The following is a 15,725-nucleotide window of genomic DNA, read 5'->3' as shown; positions in this document are numbered from 1 at the left end:
GTGACGACCACGACTCCCGATACCCGGAAGCAGACTTCCGACAACGCGAGCAGCTCTCGCGTGTACAAGCTCGGCGCGGTGGGCGGCGACTGGCTCGATCAGCGCCTCTCCGGCGGCGGCTTCGTCAAGTTCATGGCCCGCAAGATCTTCCCCGATCACTGGTCGTTCATGTTCGGCGAGGTGGCGCTGTACAGCTTCGTCATCCTGCTGATCTCGGGAACCTTCCTCACGATGTTCTTCGACCCCTCCATGGAGGAGGTCGTGTACAGCGGCCCCTACACGGCGCTCCAGGGCGAGCAGATGTCACGCGCCTTCGAGTCGACCCTGCACATCTCGTTCGAGGTGAAGGGCGGTCTGCTGTTCCGCCAAATGCACCACTGGTCGGCGCTGGTCTTCATGGTCGCGATCTTCGTGCACATGTTCCGCGTCTTCTTCACCGGTGCGTTCCGCAAGCCGCGTGAGCTCAACTGGCTCGTCGGCTTCACGCTGATGGTCCTGGGCATGGTGGCCGGCTTCTCCGGATACTCCCTCCCGGACGACGTGCTCTCGGGCAACGGCCTGCGCGTGATCGACGGCCTGATGAAGGCGATTCCGATCATCGGCACCTACCTGTCGATGCTGCTGTTCAACGGCGAGTTCCCCGGAACCGACATCATCCCGCGCCTGTTCACGATCCATATCCTGCTGGTGCCGGCTATGATCCTCGGCCTGATCGCGATCCACCTGGTCCTGCTGGTCCTGCACAAGCACACGCAGTACCCCGGTCCGGGCCGCACCGAGCGCAACGTCGTCGGCTTCCCGGTCTTCCCGGTCTACGCTGCCAAGGCCGGAGGATTCTTCTTCCTGGTCTTCGGAATCATCACCCTGATCTCCGCGACCACCGCGATCAACGGCGTCTGGGTCTACGGTCCGTACGACCCCTCCCCCGTGTCTGCCGGCTCCCAGCCGGACTGGTACATGCTCTGGACGGACGGCGGACTCCGCCTGATGCCCGGCTGGGAGTTCACGATCTTCGGATACGTGGTCTCGCTGAACATGCTGATCCCGTTCGTCGTCTACGGCGCTCTGCTGGGCTTCATGGCGGTCTACCCGTTCCTCGAGGCCTGGGTCACCGGCGACGACCGTGAGCACCACCTCAACGACCTGCCGTACAACGCGCCGGTCCGGATGGGTCTCGGCATCGCCTGGATCAGCATCTATCTGATCCTGGCCCTCGCTGCGACGAACGACATCATCGCCATCGCCCTGCACATGTCGATCAATGACCTCACGTGGGCATTCCGTATCGGAATCTTCGTGGCACCGGTGCTGCTGTTCTTCATCACGAAGCGGCTGTGCCTGTCGTTCCAGCGTCATGCTCGCGAGAAGGCGCTGCACGGCACCGAGACCTCGCGTGTCGTCCGCACGGATGCCGGGCAGATGCTCGAGATCCACGAGCCGCTCAACGAGTTCGATCGCTGGGTCCTCGTGCAGCACGACGACTACCGCCCGCTCCGCGCAGGCAAGGGCGTGTCCTCGCTCCGAGCGAAGGCCACGAGCTTCTTCTTCAAGGATCGGATCGAGCCGGTCACCCCGGCCGAGCTGCGCGCTGCTCTGGAGCACGCCGGTCATGAGAAGCACAAGATCGACGCCGTCACTGGTGGCGACTACCGCACCCCGGCGGAGAAGGCTCACCCGGAAGGCTGACCACTCCCGCCGCTGCGCGGAACGAACGCTGAAGGGCCCTGGGATCTTTCCCAGGGCCCTTCAGCGTTGGACCCGAGAACGCCCAGCCCGCCCCTGTGTGGCCCGTCCAGCCGTGCCCCGTCAGGACCGCCCCGTGACACGGTGTGCTGCTGTGCACTGTCGCGTGCCGACGCGTACCACCGCGTACCGCCGCGTGCTGCCGCGTGCTGCCGCGTGGAGCGTCTCGCTCAGCGCAGCACGGGGCTGCGGGGCCCCTGCTCCCCCGGATGCCGCCCGGCGACGGCATCCACGAGATAGCGCGCCGCGATGATGCTCAGGCGCCGCTCAGTGCGCCGCAGACGACGCACTGCTCGCAAGGGCCCGCGCTTCGCGTCCATGCCTTCGGCAGCCAGCGTGGTGCGCGCCCACTCGATGCCGCCACCTACGCCACCATTCTCGGCGAACAGCGTTTCGAGCTCGATGACTGCATGGTCGCTCGGCCTGCGGACGCCACCGATCATCGTGCTCACCCTTCCCGGTTGCCGCCGCATCACGAGGAGTCGTGTTCCCTGCGGTGGTCGTGCGGCAACGCTAACACCGGCACGGTTCAGGACACCTGACCGCCCTCCGCGCAGCCCGTCTCGTCTGCGCCCCCTATGCATTCGCACGTGTACGCACTCGCGGAGGCATACACACACGGGCACAACCGTTTACAGACTAGTTACGCTGTTGCGATGCCGACGTGCTATTCCTGCTGTCGCTATCGTGGCGGAGCCTTCCAGCATCTCCCGCCCCACGGGCCGGTGACCGCAGCTGGGCTGCAGGGCGGCGCGCTCGATCCGTGCTCACCGGGGACCGTGGGCCAGCTCGCTCGACGTGGTGCTGTGCTCAGGAAGAGAGCTTCGGACGCGGGTCAGAGGACTCCCTGCGCACAGCCGGCGCGGAATCCACCGAGAGTGCGATCACCGCAAAGTCTGCACCGGCGCCAATGCCGAGTCCCGTTCCCAGGCCCATGCCCATGCCCCTGCCCATGCCCATGCCCATGCCCATGCCGGCACACCATCGTGTCGTATTCCTGGGACTGCAGCGTCCTGCCCCAGGGTCCGCGACCCCCATGTCTGAATGCGCGCATCAGCATGTTGAGCACCGTGCTGTCCTGCTGCGCGAGGGCATCCGCTCCGCACTCCGCGCGGTGCGACCGGGAACCCGCGTGCCGTCCCGGACACGGGGAAGCTCAGGCACTGACGAGCGGTCTCCGCACTCCGTCCTCCGATGCGACGGACTCGAGCCCGCCTCTGCACACAAGCGAGCGGCCCCGCATCGACGAATCGATGCGGGGCCGCTGCGGCAGATCCCCGAGCGGGATCAGCGGGACTCAGTGCTGGTGCTGACCCACCGAGAATTCGAGAACCCAGCTGAGGATGCCGAAGATCGCGAACATGATGCCGAAGGCGAAGATCCACCAGCCGGCCGCGACTCCGAGGAAGCACAGTGCGGCGCCGATCGCAGCCCACAGCGGGGCCCAGCTGTACGGGGAGAAGCTGCCCTGGACGCCCGCATTCGGAGCGATCTCCGCGTCGGAATCGTCGGAGGAGTTCAGCTCGTTGTGACGGATGGTCAGCGTGAGGACCATCGCGATCATGAACCCCAGGCCTGCCAGGGCCAGCAAGGCCGGGAAACCGACGGGCTCGATGCCCATGGGCTCGTACCTCCCCGTCACGAAGCCGTACGCCACGGCGACGATCAGGAAGAAGACTCCCAGGATCCAGAAGATCTTTGCAGATGCTCTCATGTCAGTTCGTCCTCGGGTTCACAGCGGGCTCCTGCTCGAGCATATGGTCCTGAAGAGCCACCTCCGGGTAATGGAGATCGAAGGCGGGGCGCTCGGACCGGACGCGAGGCAGGGAATGGAAGTTATGGCGCGGGGGCGGGCTGGAAGTCGCCCACTCGAGCGATGCACCGTAGCCCCACGGATCGTCGACCTCGACCTTCTTCCCCTTCACGTGCGTGAGCACGACGTTGAGGAGGAACGGAAGCGTCGACGCACCCATGATGACCGCACCGATCGTGGAGACCTGGTTCAGCCAGCCGAAGTTGTCCTCGGCGAGGTAGTTGACGTAACGGCGGGGAGCACCCATGACGCCCAGCCAGTGCTGCACCAGGAACGTCATATGGAAGCCGATGGTCAGGAGCCAGAAGTGCACCTTGCCCATGCCCTCGCTGAGCTTGTAGCCGAACATCTTCGGCCACCAGAAGTAGAACCCGGCGAACATCTCGAACACCACGGTTCCGGCCATCACGTAGTGGAAGTGAGCCACCACGAAGTAGGTGTCGGAGATGTGGAAGTCCAGCACCGGGGAAGACAGGATGACGCCGGTCAGACCGCCGAAGATGAAGGTGGTCAGGAAGCCGAGCGTGAACAGCATCGGCGTCTCGAAGGTCAGCGAGCCTCGCCACATCGTGCCCAGCCAGTTGAAGAACTTCACGCCCGTCGGCACGGCGATCAGCATTGTCATGAAGGCGAAGAAGTCCAGCATGACGGCACCCGTGGTGTACATGTGGTGCGCCCACACGGTCACCGAGAGGGCGGCGATGGAGATCGTCGCACCCACCAGGGTCTTGTATCCGAAGATCGGCTTGCGGGAGAACACCGGGATGATCTCCGACGCGATGCCGAAGAACGGCAGGGCCAGCACGTAGACCTCGGGGTGGCCGAAGAACCAGAACAGGTGCTGCCACAGGACAGGACCGCCGTTCTCCGGGTTGAAGATCTGAGCGTCGAAGCGTCGATCCGCTCCCAATGCCAGCAGCGCGGAGGCGAGCGGCGGGAAGGCCATCAGCACCAGAACGGCAGTGATCAGCGCGTTCCAGGTGAAGATCGGCATGCGGAACATGGTCATGCCCGGCATGCGCATGCAGAGGATCGTCGTGATGAAGTTGACCGAGCCCAGGATCGTGCCGAAGCCCTGCAAGGCCAAGCCGAAGACCCACAGATCACCACCCAGGCCGGGCGAGAACGTCGTGTCCGACAGCGGCGCATACGCGAACCAGCCGAAGGACGCCGCGCCCTGCGGGGTGAGGAAGCCGGCCACGACGATCAGCGAACCGAACAGCGTGATCCAGAACGCGAACATGTTCAGCCGGGGGAACGCCATGTCCACGGCGCCGATCTGCAGCGGCACCAGGTAGTTGGCGAAGCCGTTGAACAGCGGCGTGCCGAACATCAGCAGCATGATCGTGCCATGCATGGTGAACAGCTGGTTGTACTGGTCCTTGGAGGCCACGACCTGCAGGCCGGGCTCCCAGAGCTCGCTGCGGATGCCGAGGGCAAGCAGTCCACCGAACGCGAAGAACGCGAAGGCCATGCCCATGTACATCATGCCGATCAGCTTGTGATCGGTCGTGGTCAGCAGGTTGAAGAATTGCTTGCCGAGGCTGGTGCTCTCGGTCTTCTGGTACCTCTCCGGCGCCGGTGTCACCGGCGCGGAGGTCGTCTCGGCGCTCACTCGTTCTCTCCCTCTGTCGCCGGAGTGGTGTAGCGAGGACCAGCGTCGTCATGCTTCTCGCGCATGCTCCACTCCTCCTGGTTGCGGTTGAGGTCAACCCCCAGCTGACCCTCGAGGCCCTGGTCCTTCAGGTCCTGCATGTGCGCGTCGTACTCCTCCTGGGAGACGACCTTCAGGTTGAAGAGCATGTCCGAGTGGTACTCGCCGCACAGCTCGGCGCACTTGCCGGAATACGTGCCTTCACGGGTCGGGGTGACCTGGAAGCTGGTGGTGTGGCCCGGCATCATGTCCTTCTTGTAGAGGAAGTCCACGACCCAGAAGGAATGGATGACGTCGCGCGAGTCGAGCCGGAACTCGACCTTCTGATCGACCGGGAGGTACAGCACGGGCAGCGAGTCCGCCGCGCCCTCCTGGCCGGTCTCGAAGGACTGCACGCCGGCGGGCTCGTGCACGTTCTCATCGACGTAGTTGAAGTCCCAGCTCCACTGCTTGGCCACGATGTTCACGGTGACATCGGGCTCGGCCACGTGCATCTCGACCTCGCGGGCGTCGCGCTGCGTGAAGTAGAAGAAGGTGAGGACCATGACCACGGGCACGAGCGTGAACATCAGCTCGAGCGGCACGTGGTAGCGCAGCTGGACCGGGAAGCCGGTGTCGTTCTTGCGACGGCGGTAGGCGACCGCGCACCAGATGGTGAGGCCCCACACGAGGAGGCCGACGATGACCAGCACGGACCAGGCCCCGACCCACAGGTCGGTGATCCGGCCCGTCTGATCCGTGACCTGACCGTCGGAGTAGCCGGGCATGAAGCCGCGCAGCTGCTCGTCGGTACAGCCCGACAGGAACAGGGTGGCCAGGGCTAGGCCTGCTGTCGCCACGCGGCGGCCTCGCCGCGCGCGCTGGGGGACCTGGGGGATCACAGGGGATGACCTTCCGCTCGTCGTCTCCGGCTCCCGGGCTCCGTTCGCGCTGTGCGTCGCGAGCGGCTCCGGACTGCGGAGTTGGTACTTACCTGGGCGCTGACATGCCCAGGGTGCCGCGCCCGTTCGGAGGAACGGGCCCGGGCAGGCGGAGAGCCCGCCCGTTGACGGCACACTGTCATCATACGTGTTCCGCGGAGCGCGTACTGCATCGGCACGCGCCCGGCTCGCGCCGTTGCCGGTCCGTGATCCGTTCTCAGCCACTGCACCACGGAAAACGGGCCCGACCAGGTGACGAGATCGTCACCGGGTCGAGCCCGAATCCTCGAACGGATCACCGCACAAGCGGCTCAGCCGAAGGAGTCCCCGCACGCGCAGGAGCTCCCGGCGTTGGGGTTGTCGATCGTGAAGCCCTGCTTCTCGATCGTGTCGGCGAAGTCGATCACCGCACCCAGGAGATAGGGGCTGCTCATCTTGTCGACGACGACCTCGACGCCGTCGAAGTCCGCGACCAGATCGTCCTCCATCTGTCGCTCGTCGAAGTAGAGCTGATAGATCAGGCCCGAGCAGCCGCCGGGCTGCACGGCGATCCGCAGGCGCAGGTCGTCGCGACCCTCCTGCTCCAGCAGCGTGGTGACCTTCGCGGCCGCGCCGGACGTGAGGGTGACGCCATGCGCCTTGGCCGGGCGCTCAGTGGTGGGCGTGGTCATGCGATCCTCCTCGAAGCTCGTGTGCGATCCAGGATACGCCCCCGGGCTGGGAAACGGGGATCCCCCGCGGGGCGATGTGCTCAGCAGCGGACGCCACGCTCACAGGGCGATCACAGGACGCCGCGGAACAGCGCGACCAGGAGCAGCAGCCCGAAGCCGGCGACCACTCCGACCACCGCTCCGGTAGCCGCATCCCTGCTCTTCCCGGACATCACCATCGTGAAGGCCAGGACGCACACGGCGACCACGACGGCCAGGCCCCACCACAGCAGGAAGTAACCGGAGAAGAAGCCGACCATCAGGCCCAGGAACAGGAGCGGGATAGTGGCTGCGGAGACGGCGGAGCCCCGCTGCGGGGACGCGCTCCCCGGGTCCCGGCGCGGTGCGGGGGCGTTCATGAATCGTCCTGAGCAAGGGACCCCGCGCGGCGGAGCAGGAGAGCCTCGGCCAGACACACCCGCGCGAACTCGTCGAGGTGCAGCGACTCATCGACCCCGTGCGCGCGCGACTCCGGATCCTCGACACCGGTCACCAGCACATCGGCCTCCGGGAACACCTCGAGCAGGTCGGCGATGAACGGGATCGATCCGCCGAGTCCGGTGTCCACGGCGGCGGTCCCCCAGGCGTCGCCGAGCGCGCTGCGGGCGAGATCCATGGCGGGCGAGTGCTGGCGGGCGCTGTAGGGCTTGCCCTTCTCCCCCTCGTGCACAGTGATCTCCGCGGTCGCCGGGGCGTGCTTCTCCAGATGGGCCACCAGGGCAGCCATCGCCGAGTCCGGGCTCTCCCCCGGCGGGATGCGCAGCGAGAGCTTCGCGCGACTGACGGGGACCAGGGTGTTCGAGGCGTCACGGACGGCGGGCGCATCGATCCCGATCACGGACAGCGCCGGGCGGGTCCACAGCTGCGCCGTCAGCGGCCCTCCGCCGGACAGTTCGAGCCCGTCGGGCACGCCCGCGTCGCGACGGAAGTCCGCCTCGTCCATCTCGACGCTGGGATCCGCTGAGCGCGCAAGCCCCTCGACCGCGACCTCTCCGTTCTCGTCGTGCAGGGTCGCGATGAGACGGGACAGCTGGGTGAGGGAGTCCATCACCGGGCCGCCGAACAGTCCGGAATGCACGGCGTGCTGCAGGGCTCGCACCTCGACGACGACGTCGACCAGCCCGCGCAGGCTGGTGGTGAGCGCGGGAGTCCCCACCGCCCAGTTCGCCGAGTCGGCGACGATGATGAGGTCCGCTTCGAGCGCTTCGCGATGGGCTTCGATGAAGGGACGGAAGGTCGGCGATCCGGCCTCCTCCTCCCCCTCGACGAAGACGGTGACACCGAGTCCCTCCGCGGCCAGCTCCTCACCGACCAGGCGCAGCGCCGTGACATGGGCCATCACGCCCGCCTTGTCGTCGGCCGCGCCCCGTCCGTACAGGCGTCGACCGCGCTGAGCGGGCTCGAAGGGAGCGCTGGTCCAAGCCGTCTCGTCTCCGGTGGGCTGGACGTCGTGGTGGGCGTACAGCAGGACGGTCGGCCGTCCAACGGCGGCGGGCGTGCGTCCGATCACCGCCGGGGCGCCGTCGGCGACGGATTCGATGGTCACCTCGGCCATACCGGCACCCCGCAGCAGCGCGGCGACCGCCTCGGCGCTGCGTCGTACGGGCTCGCGGTCATAGCCCTCGAACGCGATGGAGGGGATGCGCACGAGATCCTTCAGATCGTCGACGGCGCCGGGCAGCAACTGCTCCAGACGTGCGCGCAAGGCGTCGATCTCCGTCGGATCGCTGCTGGCGGGGGGAGGTGTCATCGGTCCGTTCGACGTGGTCATAGCACGTACCGTACCGCCGACACGCGCCCCGTCCGGGGCCTGAGGCCATGGGCCGGCGCGTGCACCGGGGAATCCCAGGAGAACTTGACTAGGATGCCCCGGTGATCTTCCGCAAGCGTGATACCCCTGAGACCCCCGAGCCGACGCAGCCAGTGCGCCCCGGCTCCAAGGGTCGGCCCACCCGTACCCGCAAGGAGGCCGAGGCGGCCCGTCGTCGGCCCCTCGTGGTCGACGATCGGAAGGAGGCGCGCAAGCGCGATCGTGCGCGCGCCTCGAAGGAGCGGGCCGAGGCGCAGCAGGCGCTCATGACCGGGGACGAGAAGAAGATGCCTCTGCAGCATCGCGGCCCCGAGCGCCGCATGGTGCGGGACCTGGTCGACTCCCGGCGCAACGTCGCCGAGTACTTCTTCCCGATCGCCCTGATCTTCATGCTCGTCGCGCTGGTCATGCCGCTGATCAAGCCGGACCTCTACGTGACGATGAGCACCGGCATGATCGTGGTGCTGTGGGGCGGGATCCTGCTGTGCGTGATCGACTCGCTCGTATTGCGCCGCCATCTGCGCAAGCGCCTCACCGAGCAGTTCGGCTCCGTGGAGCGCGGCCTGGTCGGCTACGGGATCATGCGCGCCATCCAGATCCGTCGCTTCCGACTCCCCCGCGCTCAGATCAAGCACGGAGAGCAGCCTCGCTGAGGCTGCACCGAGCACCTGGCTGACCCCGGGCAGACGAGCAGAAGAACGGCCCCCGCGATTTCTCGCGGGGGCCGTTCTTCATGGACGTACCGGGGGCTTCACGGCGACGCCGGGCGGTCCGGCGGTCAGGCGGTCGGTGCGGCGCCTGCCGACGTCGTCGAGCCGTTCGTGGCGTCCTGTGCCCCGTCCGCGGACTTCTCCATCGCGCCCGCGGACTTCTCGTCCCGCGCAACGGGCTTCGTGTCGACGCCCGCCTCCTTGCGCTGCTGCGGGGTGATGGGCGCGGGGGCAGCTGTCAGCGGGTCGAACCCGTTGCCGGTCTTGGGGAAGGCGATGACCTCACGGATCGAGTCCTCCCCGGCCAGCAGCGCCACGATGCGGTCCCAGCCGAAGGCGATGCCCCCGTGGGGCGGGGCGCCGAACTGGAAGGCGTCGAGCAGGAAGCCGAACTTCTCCTGCGCGTCCTCCTCGGAGATGCCCATGACCTTGAACACCCGCTGCTGCACGGACTGGTCGTGGATTCGGATCGATCCGCCGCCGATCTCGTTGCCGTTGCACACGATGTCGTAGGCGTAGGCCAGAGCACTGCCGGGATCGGTGTCGAAGGTGTCCATGAATTCGGGCTTCGGCGAGGTGAACGCGTGGTGCACCGCCGTCCAGGACCCCTCGCCCACGGCGACGTCGCCTGCTGCGCGAGCGTCGGCGGCCGGCTCGAACATCGGGGCGTCGACGACCCAGGCGAACGCGAAGGCGTCATGGTCGATCAGACCCAGGCGCTCGGCGATCTCGTTGCGGGCCGCTCCGAGCAGGGCGCGCGAGGACTTGGCCTCGCCGGCGGCGAAGAAGATGCAGTCGCCGGTGCTGGCGCCGGTCGCCTCGAGGAGGCCGGCCTTCTCGGCCTCGGAGATGTTCTTGGAGACCGGTCCCGTGAGGGTGCCGTCCTCCTGGACCAGGACGTACGCGAGCCCCTTGGCGCCGCGCTGCTTGGCCCACTCCTGCCAGGCGTCGAGCTGACGGCGGGGCTGCGAGGCGCCCCCTGCCATGACGATCGCGCCGACGTACGGGGACTGGAACACCCGGAACGGCGTGTCCTGGAAGTACTCCGTCATCTCCACGAGCTCGAGCTCGAACCGCAGATCGGGCTTGTCGGAGCCGTAACGGCGCATCGACTCGGCGTAGGTGATGCGCGGGAACGGCGTGGTGATCTCGTGGCCGCCCTTGGCCCACACGGCGGTGAGGATCTCCTCGGCCAGGGCGATGACGTCCTCCTGGTCCACGAAGCTCATCTCCACGTCGAGCTGGGTGAACTCCGGCTGACGATCCGCACGGAAGTCTTCGTCGCGGTAGCAGCGCGCGAGCTGGAAGTACTTCTCCACGCCGCCGACCATGAGGAGCTGCTTGAACAGCTGCGGGGACTGCGGCAGCGCATACCAGGAGCCGGGCGCCAGGCGCGCGGGCACCAGGAAGTCCCGGGCACCCTCAGGGGTGGAACGGGTCAGGGTCGGGGTCTCGACCTCGAGGAAGTCCTGGTCCAGGAGGGTGTCGCGCGCAGCGCGGTTGACCTCCGAGCGCAGACGCAGCGCGGCGGCCGGGCCCTGACGCCGCAGGTCGAGGTAGCGGTAGCGCAGACGCGCCTCCTCGCCGACCTCGGAGTGCTCGTCGAGCTGGAAGGGCAGCGGCGCGGAGGCGCTGAGGACCTCGACGCTGTCGGCCGTGACCTCGACGTCGCCGGAGGGCAGCTGAGGGTTCTCGTTGCCCTCCGGGCGCTTGCCGACCGTGCCGACGATCTTCAGCACGTACTCGTTGCGGAGGTGGAGGGCTTCGTCCTCCCGGACCACCACCTGGGCGACGCCGCTCGCGTCGCGCAGATCGAGGAACGTCACGCCGCCGTGGTCACGGCGACGGCCGATCCAGCCGGTGAGGGTGACGGTCTGTCCGATGTGCTCCGAGCGGAGCGCGCCGGCGGAATGGGTGCGCAGCACGAGGTGTCCTTCACAGTGGGGCGATGGGGTGGGGCCGACGACGCGCCGTAACGTGCCTGCGACCTTGGCACCCGAGGGTATAGAACCCTCAGCGTACCGCGCAGGGTGAGCGATCTCGCCCACCGCGCTCTGTTGCGACAACCCTCCCGGCCGTAGACTTGCACCTTGTCCGACCTGCGGAATTGCAGGTCCTTCGAGCCCGTTGTCGCTCGTGCTGCGCTGTTCTCATCGTGCGCGTCTCACATCGCGACCTGTCAGGGCATCAGCCCTGCCACCTGCGAGGGCTTTCAGATTTCACTCCACCCCTCAAAGGACGCCATGACTGACGCCTCCCCTGCCCTCGATCCCTCACCCGCTGCGGACACCTCCGACGCGGCCCCCACGGATCAGGGCACCCCCTCGACGGCCGCGGCCGCTGAGACCAGCACCACTGCCGACGCCGCCGCCGAGACCGCCCCCGACGCCCCTGCCGGTCCCAGCTTCGACGACATCGCCCTTCCGGCGCCTCTGCGCCGCGCGGTCGACGAGCTCGGCTTCACGACTCCCTCGGCCATCCAGACGCAGGCCATCCCGCCGCTGCTCGAGGGCCGCGACGTCATCGGCGTCGCCCAGACCGGCACCGGCAAGACGGCCGCCTTCGGCCTCCCCCTGCTCGCGGCGATCGATCCCTCGCTGCGCGAGGTGCAGGCCCTGGTGCTCGCCCCGACCCGTGAGCTCGCCATGCAGGTCGCCGACGCCATCTCGTCCTTCGCGACCGCCATCGGCGGCCTGGACGTCATCGCTCTGTACGGCGGCTCGCCCTACGGCCCCCAGGAACGTGCGCTCGCTCGCGGCGCCCAGGTCGTCGTCGGCACGCCCGGCCGCGTGATGGACCACATGCGTCGCACCAACCTGCGCCTGGACACCATCCGCTTCGCCGTGCTGGACGAGGCCGACGAGATGCTCCGCATGGGCTTCGCGGAGGACGTCGAGGAGATCCTCTCCCACTCCCCCGAGAGCCGTCAGCTCGCCCTGTTCTCGGCGACCATGCCCTCGGCGATCCAGCGCGTCGCGCAGACCCACATGAAGGACCCGGTGCGCGTGAGCGTCTCGCCGCAGTCCTCGACCGTCAAGAGCGTGCGCCAGTCCTATGCCGTGGTGCCCTTCAAGCACCGCACCGGTGCGCTCGCCCGCGTGCTCGCCACCTCTCCGGCCGAGGCCGCGATCGTGTTCGTGCGCACCCGCGCCGCTGCTGAGGAGGTCGGCTCCGCGCTGGTGGCGCGCGGCCTGATCGCCTCCTCCATCAGCGGTGACGTGCCCCAGAAGGAGCGCGAGAAGATCGTCGAGCGTCTGCGCGATGGCTCCCTCCAGGTTCTCGTCGCGACCGACGTCGCGGCCCGCGGCCTGGACGTGGAGCGCATCGGCCTGGTCGTGAACTTCGACGTGCCGCGCGAGCCCGAGGCCTACGTGCACCGCATCGGTCGCACCGGCCGCGCCGGCCGCACCGGTGAGGCGCTGACCTTCATCGGCCCGCACGAGCGGCGCACGCTGAAGAACATCGAGCGCGCCACCAAGCAGACCCTCGAAGAGGCCGTCATCCCCTCGCCCCGCGATGTGTCCAAGCACCGCCTGGCCGCGCTGCTCACCAAGGTTCCCGATCGCATCCAGCGCGGACGTCTGGAGCTGTACCGCGAGCTCGTCAGCGAGTTCGTCACCGAGAACGAGATCGATCCCCTCGAGCTCGCCGCAGCCCTCGGCGCCATGAGCGTCGGCGATGACGGCCCGGGCACCGCCACCGAGGAGGAGGAGTACACTCCCTCGAAGCACAGCGGCAGCGACGACCGTCGCGGCGACCGCGGGCCTCGGCACGAGGGCTCGCAGACCGAGAAGGGCTACACCTCCTACAAGATCGGCGTGGGCAACACCCATGGGGCACGCCCGCCGGCCATCGTCGGAGCGATCACCGGCGAGGGCGGTCTGAACGGCAAGGACGTGGGCAAGATCCAGATCTTCCCCACCTTCGCCCTGGTGCAGATCCGCGGCTCCCTCGACGAGGAGCAGATGGCGCGCATCGGCAAGGCCCGCGTCGGCGGCCGTCCGCTCCGCATCGGCCCGGACCACGGCCCGCGCGGCGGCAGTCGGGGCGCTCGTCCCGACGGCGGACACTTCGACGGCAAGCGCAAGCCCTTCCGTCGGTCCTCGGCCAGCTGATCCCTCGGCCCGGGAGCGACCTCTCCCGGGCATGGAGAAGGCCCCTCCTCCGATCACTCGGAGGAGGGGCCTCGTCGTCTGTGGGGCGAGCGGGAGCCTCTCGGGTTCCCGCCGGACGTGATCAGGCCTGCTGCTCGGCGTCCTTGCTCTCCGCGTACGCCTTGCGGACCTCGTCCATGTCCAGGTTCTTCACCTGGCCGATGAGATCCTCGAGAGCGGACTGCGGGAGGGCGCCGGCCTGCGAGAACACCGGGATGCCCTCGCGGTAGGCGACCAGGGTCGGAATCGAGGTGACGCCGTAGCGCATCGCCAGCTGCTGCTGGTCCTCGGTGTCGACCTTGGCGAAGGTGACGTCCTCGTGGGTCTCCGAGGACTCCTCGAAGATGGGGGCGAAGCGCTGGCACGGCACGCACCAGCCCGCCCAGAAGTCGATCAGAACGATGCCGTCCTCGACGGTCGTGTCGTGGTTCTCTGAGGTCAGGGTGACGGTAGCCATGACTGCTGGAACGCCGGAACGCCGCTGATCATTCCCATGGCGCTGCGATGTGACTCAGCTCATCCGCAGTCGCCGAGCTCAGCGCAGCGGCCGACCTCGCCACGCAGAGGTGGCGATGACGGGCAAGGGCTCAGCCGTCGAGCCCACGTCAGGCTCGTCCGCCTTCTCCCCCGGCCTGTCCCGCGAGGATCTGCACGCAGCGATCCTCGGCAGGCGGCTCCCACCCGGCGGAGTCGGCGACGACCTGCTCACCGGTGCGGATGTCCTTGACCTCGTCGTCGCTCCCGTCTGCTCCCGGGAACCAGACGAAGGGGATCCCGCGACGATCCGCATAGCGGATCTGCTTGCCGAACTTCGCCGCCGTCGGTGCCACCTCGCAGGAGATCCCTCGGCCGCGCAGGGCGCGAGCGACGGCATCGCTCGCGGGACGGTGCTCCTCGTCCGTGACGGAGACCAGCACGCACGTCGGCACCGCGCGCGCGGGCCGCGCGAGGTCGGCGGAGAGCATGCGAGAGACCAGGCGCGACAAGCCGATGGAGAGCCCGACGCCCGGGTAGGTGTGGCGGTTGTCGGCGGCCAGCGAGTCGTATCGTCCGCCGGAGCACACCGAGCCGAGGGCCTCGTGGCCGGCGACGAAGGTCTCGAAGACGGTGCCCGTGTAGTAGTCCAGTCCGCGGGCGATCGAGAGATCGGCGAGGATCACGCCGGGCACGGCTGCCTCGACGCGCTCCAGGACGGCGGTGAGCTCGGCGATGCCCTGCTCGACCATCTCCCCGGACCCTCCGAGCTCTCGCACCCGCTCGGCGAAGGAGGCGTCGCGAGTGCGGATCGACGCGAAGTCCAGGCATGCCTGCGCCTGCTCCTCACTCGCCCCGGCGTCGGAGAGCAGCAGCTCTCGGACCTTGTCCGGACCGATCTTGGGCAGCTTGTCCAGGTTCCGCAGCACCGCTGCGTGGTCCTCGAGTCCGATGGACCGGAAGAAGCCCTCCGAGAGGCGTCGGGTGTTGGCGTGGATGGTGAACGCCGGCAGCGGCAGGCGGTCGAGGATCTCGGCCATCACGATCGCGACCTCGGCCTCGACGTGGCCGGGCAGGGAGTCCTGCCCGATGACGTCGAGATCGGCCTGGTAGAACTCGCGGAAGCGCCCGACCTGGGGGCGCTCGCCGCGCCACACCTTCTGGATCTGGAAGCGGCGCAGCGGGAAGACCAGGTCGTTCTGGTGCTCGAGCACGTACCGGGCCAGCGGGACCGTGAGGTCGAAGTGGAGGCCGAGGGTGCGGGACGCATCGGCGCCGGAGTCGTCCGCTCCCTCCTCGGCGTGCAGGCGGCGCAGGACGTACACCTCCTTGTCGATCTCGCCCTTGCGCAGGAGCTGTTCGAGGGGCTCGACCGCGCGCGTCTCGATGCCGGAGAACCCGTGGAGCTCGGCGACCTCGCGGAACACGTCGATCACATGCTGCTCGACGAGACGCTCGGCCGGCAGCCACTCGGGGAATCCGGACAGTCGTGAGGTCTTCGCGGTCTTGGCCATGGAGTGCACATCCTTCTCGGGGTCGTCGGCCTGGGCGGCGCGGCTCCAGTATCGCGCATCCCCACCACCGCAGCCGTGCGCGGGAGACGGACCCCGGACGAGGCGTTCCGCACGCACGCATCACGGTAGAGTTCCCGGAGGTGATGCGCTCCGATGCCCGGGGCGTCATCATGTGCCCGCCCGGCCGCCGTACGTGCGGCAGTATCCCGCCCTGCAGCGGATC

12 protein-coding genes and 1 pseudogene are annotated in these 15,725 nt (G+C 68.2%); 3 read left to right on the top strand and 10 right to left on the bottom strand.

Features of this window, described 5'->3' with window-relative positions; translation table 11 throughout:
- Entirely contained in the window at positions 1-1,686 is a 1,686-nt protein-coding gene (gene qcrB / locus CIK71_RS06530) for a cytochrome bc1 complex cytochrome b subunit (protein WP_096164386.1), read from the top strand.
- A 227-nt stretch (positions 1,687-1,913) separates the two neighbouring features.
- Here qcrB and CIK71_RS06525 read toward each other — a convergent pair whose 3' ends face one another.
- From CIK71_RS06525 to CIK71_RS06495, 7 genes are all read right to left on the bottom strand, one after another.
- Entirely contained in the window at positions 1,914-2,195 is a 282-nt protein-coding gene (locus CIK71_RS06525) for a hypothetical protein (RefSeq protein WP_096164385.1), read from the bottom strand.
- An 845-nt stretch (positions 2,196-3,040) separates the two neighbouring features.
- On the bottom strand, positions 3,041-3,457 hold the full coding sequence (locus CIK71_RS06520) for a cytochrome c oxidase subunit 4 (protein WP_096164384.1): 417 nt from the start codon (positions 3,455-3,457) through the stop codon (positions 3,041-3,043).
- A gap of 1 nt (position 3,458) precedes the next feature.
- A complete protein-coding gene (ctaD, locus tag CIK71_RS06515) occupies positions 3,459-5,171 on the bottom strand; it encodes an aa3-type cytochrome oxidase subunit I (RefSeq protein ID WP_096164383.1) in 1,713 nt (570 codons plus the stop codon).
- Positions 5,168-6,091: an aa3-type cytochrome oxidase subunit II gene (ctaC, locus tag CIK71_RS06510; RefSeq protein ID WP_096164382.1), complete on the bottom strand. Its 924-nt coding sequence runs from the start codon at positions 6,089-6,091 to the stop codon at positions 5,168-5,170. Before ctaC ends, ctaD begins: the two co-directional genes overlap by 4 nt.
- Positions 6,092-6,441: 350 nt before the next feature.
- Positions 6,442-6,801 (bottom strand): HesB/IscA family protein, encoded by a 360-nt coding sequence (locus CIK71_RS06505; RefSeq protein ID WP_096164381.1) that lies wholly within the window; start codon positions 6,799-6,801, stop codon positions 6,442-6,444.
- A gap of 110 nt (positions 6,802-6,911) precedes the next feature.
- A complete protein-coding gene (locus CIK71_RS06500) occupies positions 6,912-7,199 on the bottom strand; it encodes a hypothetical protein (RefSeq protein ID WP_096164380.1) in 288 nt (95 codons plus the stop codon).
- Positions 7,196-8,611, bottom strand: a complete 1,416-nt coding sequence (locus tag CIK71_RS06495; RefSeq protein ID WP_096164379.1) for a dipeptidase — start codon at positions 8,609-8,611, stop codon at positions 7,196-7,198. The genes CIK71_RS06500 and CIK71_RS06495 overlap by 4 nt, the downstream gene beginning before the upstream one ends.
- A 101-nt stretch (positions 8,612-8,712) precedes the next feature.
- Between CIK71_RS06495 and CIK71_RS06490 the strand changes: the two genes are divergently transcribed.
- Positions 8,713-9,303, top strand: a complete 591-nt coding sequence (locus tag CIK71_RS06490) for a DUF3043 domain-containing protein (protein ID WP_096164378.1) — start codon at positions 8,713-8,715, stop codon at positions 9,301-9,303.
- Between the two features lie 125 nt (positions 9,304-9,428).
- Here CIK71_RS06490 and aspS read toward each other — a convergent pair whose 3' ends face one another.
- Positions 9,429-11,285: an aspartate--tRNA ligase gene (aspS, locus tag CIK71_RS06485; protein ID WP_096164377.1), complete on the bottom strand. Its 1,857-nt coding sequence runs from the start codon at positions 11,283-11,285 to the stop codon at positions 9,429-9,431.
- A 318-nt stretch (positions 11,286-11,603) separates the two neighbouring features.
- Between aspS and CIK71_RS06480 the strand changes: the two genes are divergently transcribed.
- Positions 11,604-13,475 (top strand): DEAD/DEAH box helicase, encoded by a 1,872-nt coding sequence (locus CIK71_RS06480; RefSeq protein WP_096164376.1) that lies wholly within the window; start codon positions 11,604-11,606, stop codon positions 13,473-13,475.
- 121 nt (positions 13,476-13,596) lie between these two features.
- Here CIK71_RS06480 and trxA read toward each other — a convergent pair.
- Positions 13,597-13,992 (bottom strand): annotated as a pseudogene (gene trxA / locus CIK71_RS06475) (thioredoxin); the annotation flags it as partial.
- 127 nt (positions 13,993-14,119) lie between these two features.
- Positions 14,120-15,502, bottom strand: a complete 1,383-nt coding sequence (hisS, locus tag CIK71_RS06470; RefSeq protein WP_096164374.1) for a histidine--tRNA ligase — start codon at positions 15,500-15,502, stop codon at positions 14,120-14,122.
- Positions 15,503-15,725 lie beyond the last annotated feature (223 nt).

Origin of the sequence: Brachybacterium alimentarium, assembly GCF_002332425.1 — a bacterium.
Taxonomy (GTDB): domain Bacteria; phylum Actinomycetota; class Actinomycetes; order Actinomycetales; family Dermabacteraceae; genus Brachybacterium; species Brachybacterium alimentarium.
Note: the sequence above shows the minus strand (reverse complement) of the source record. Positions and strands in the feature narration are given on the sequence as shown.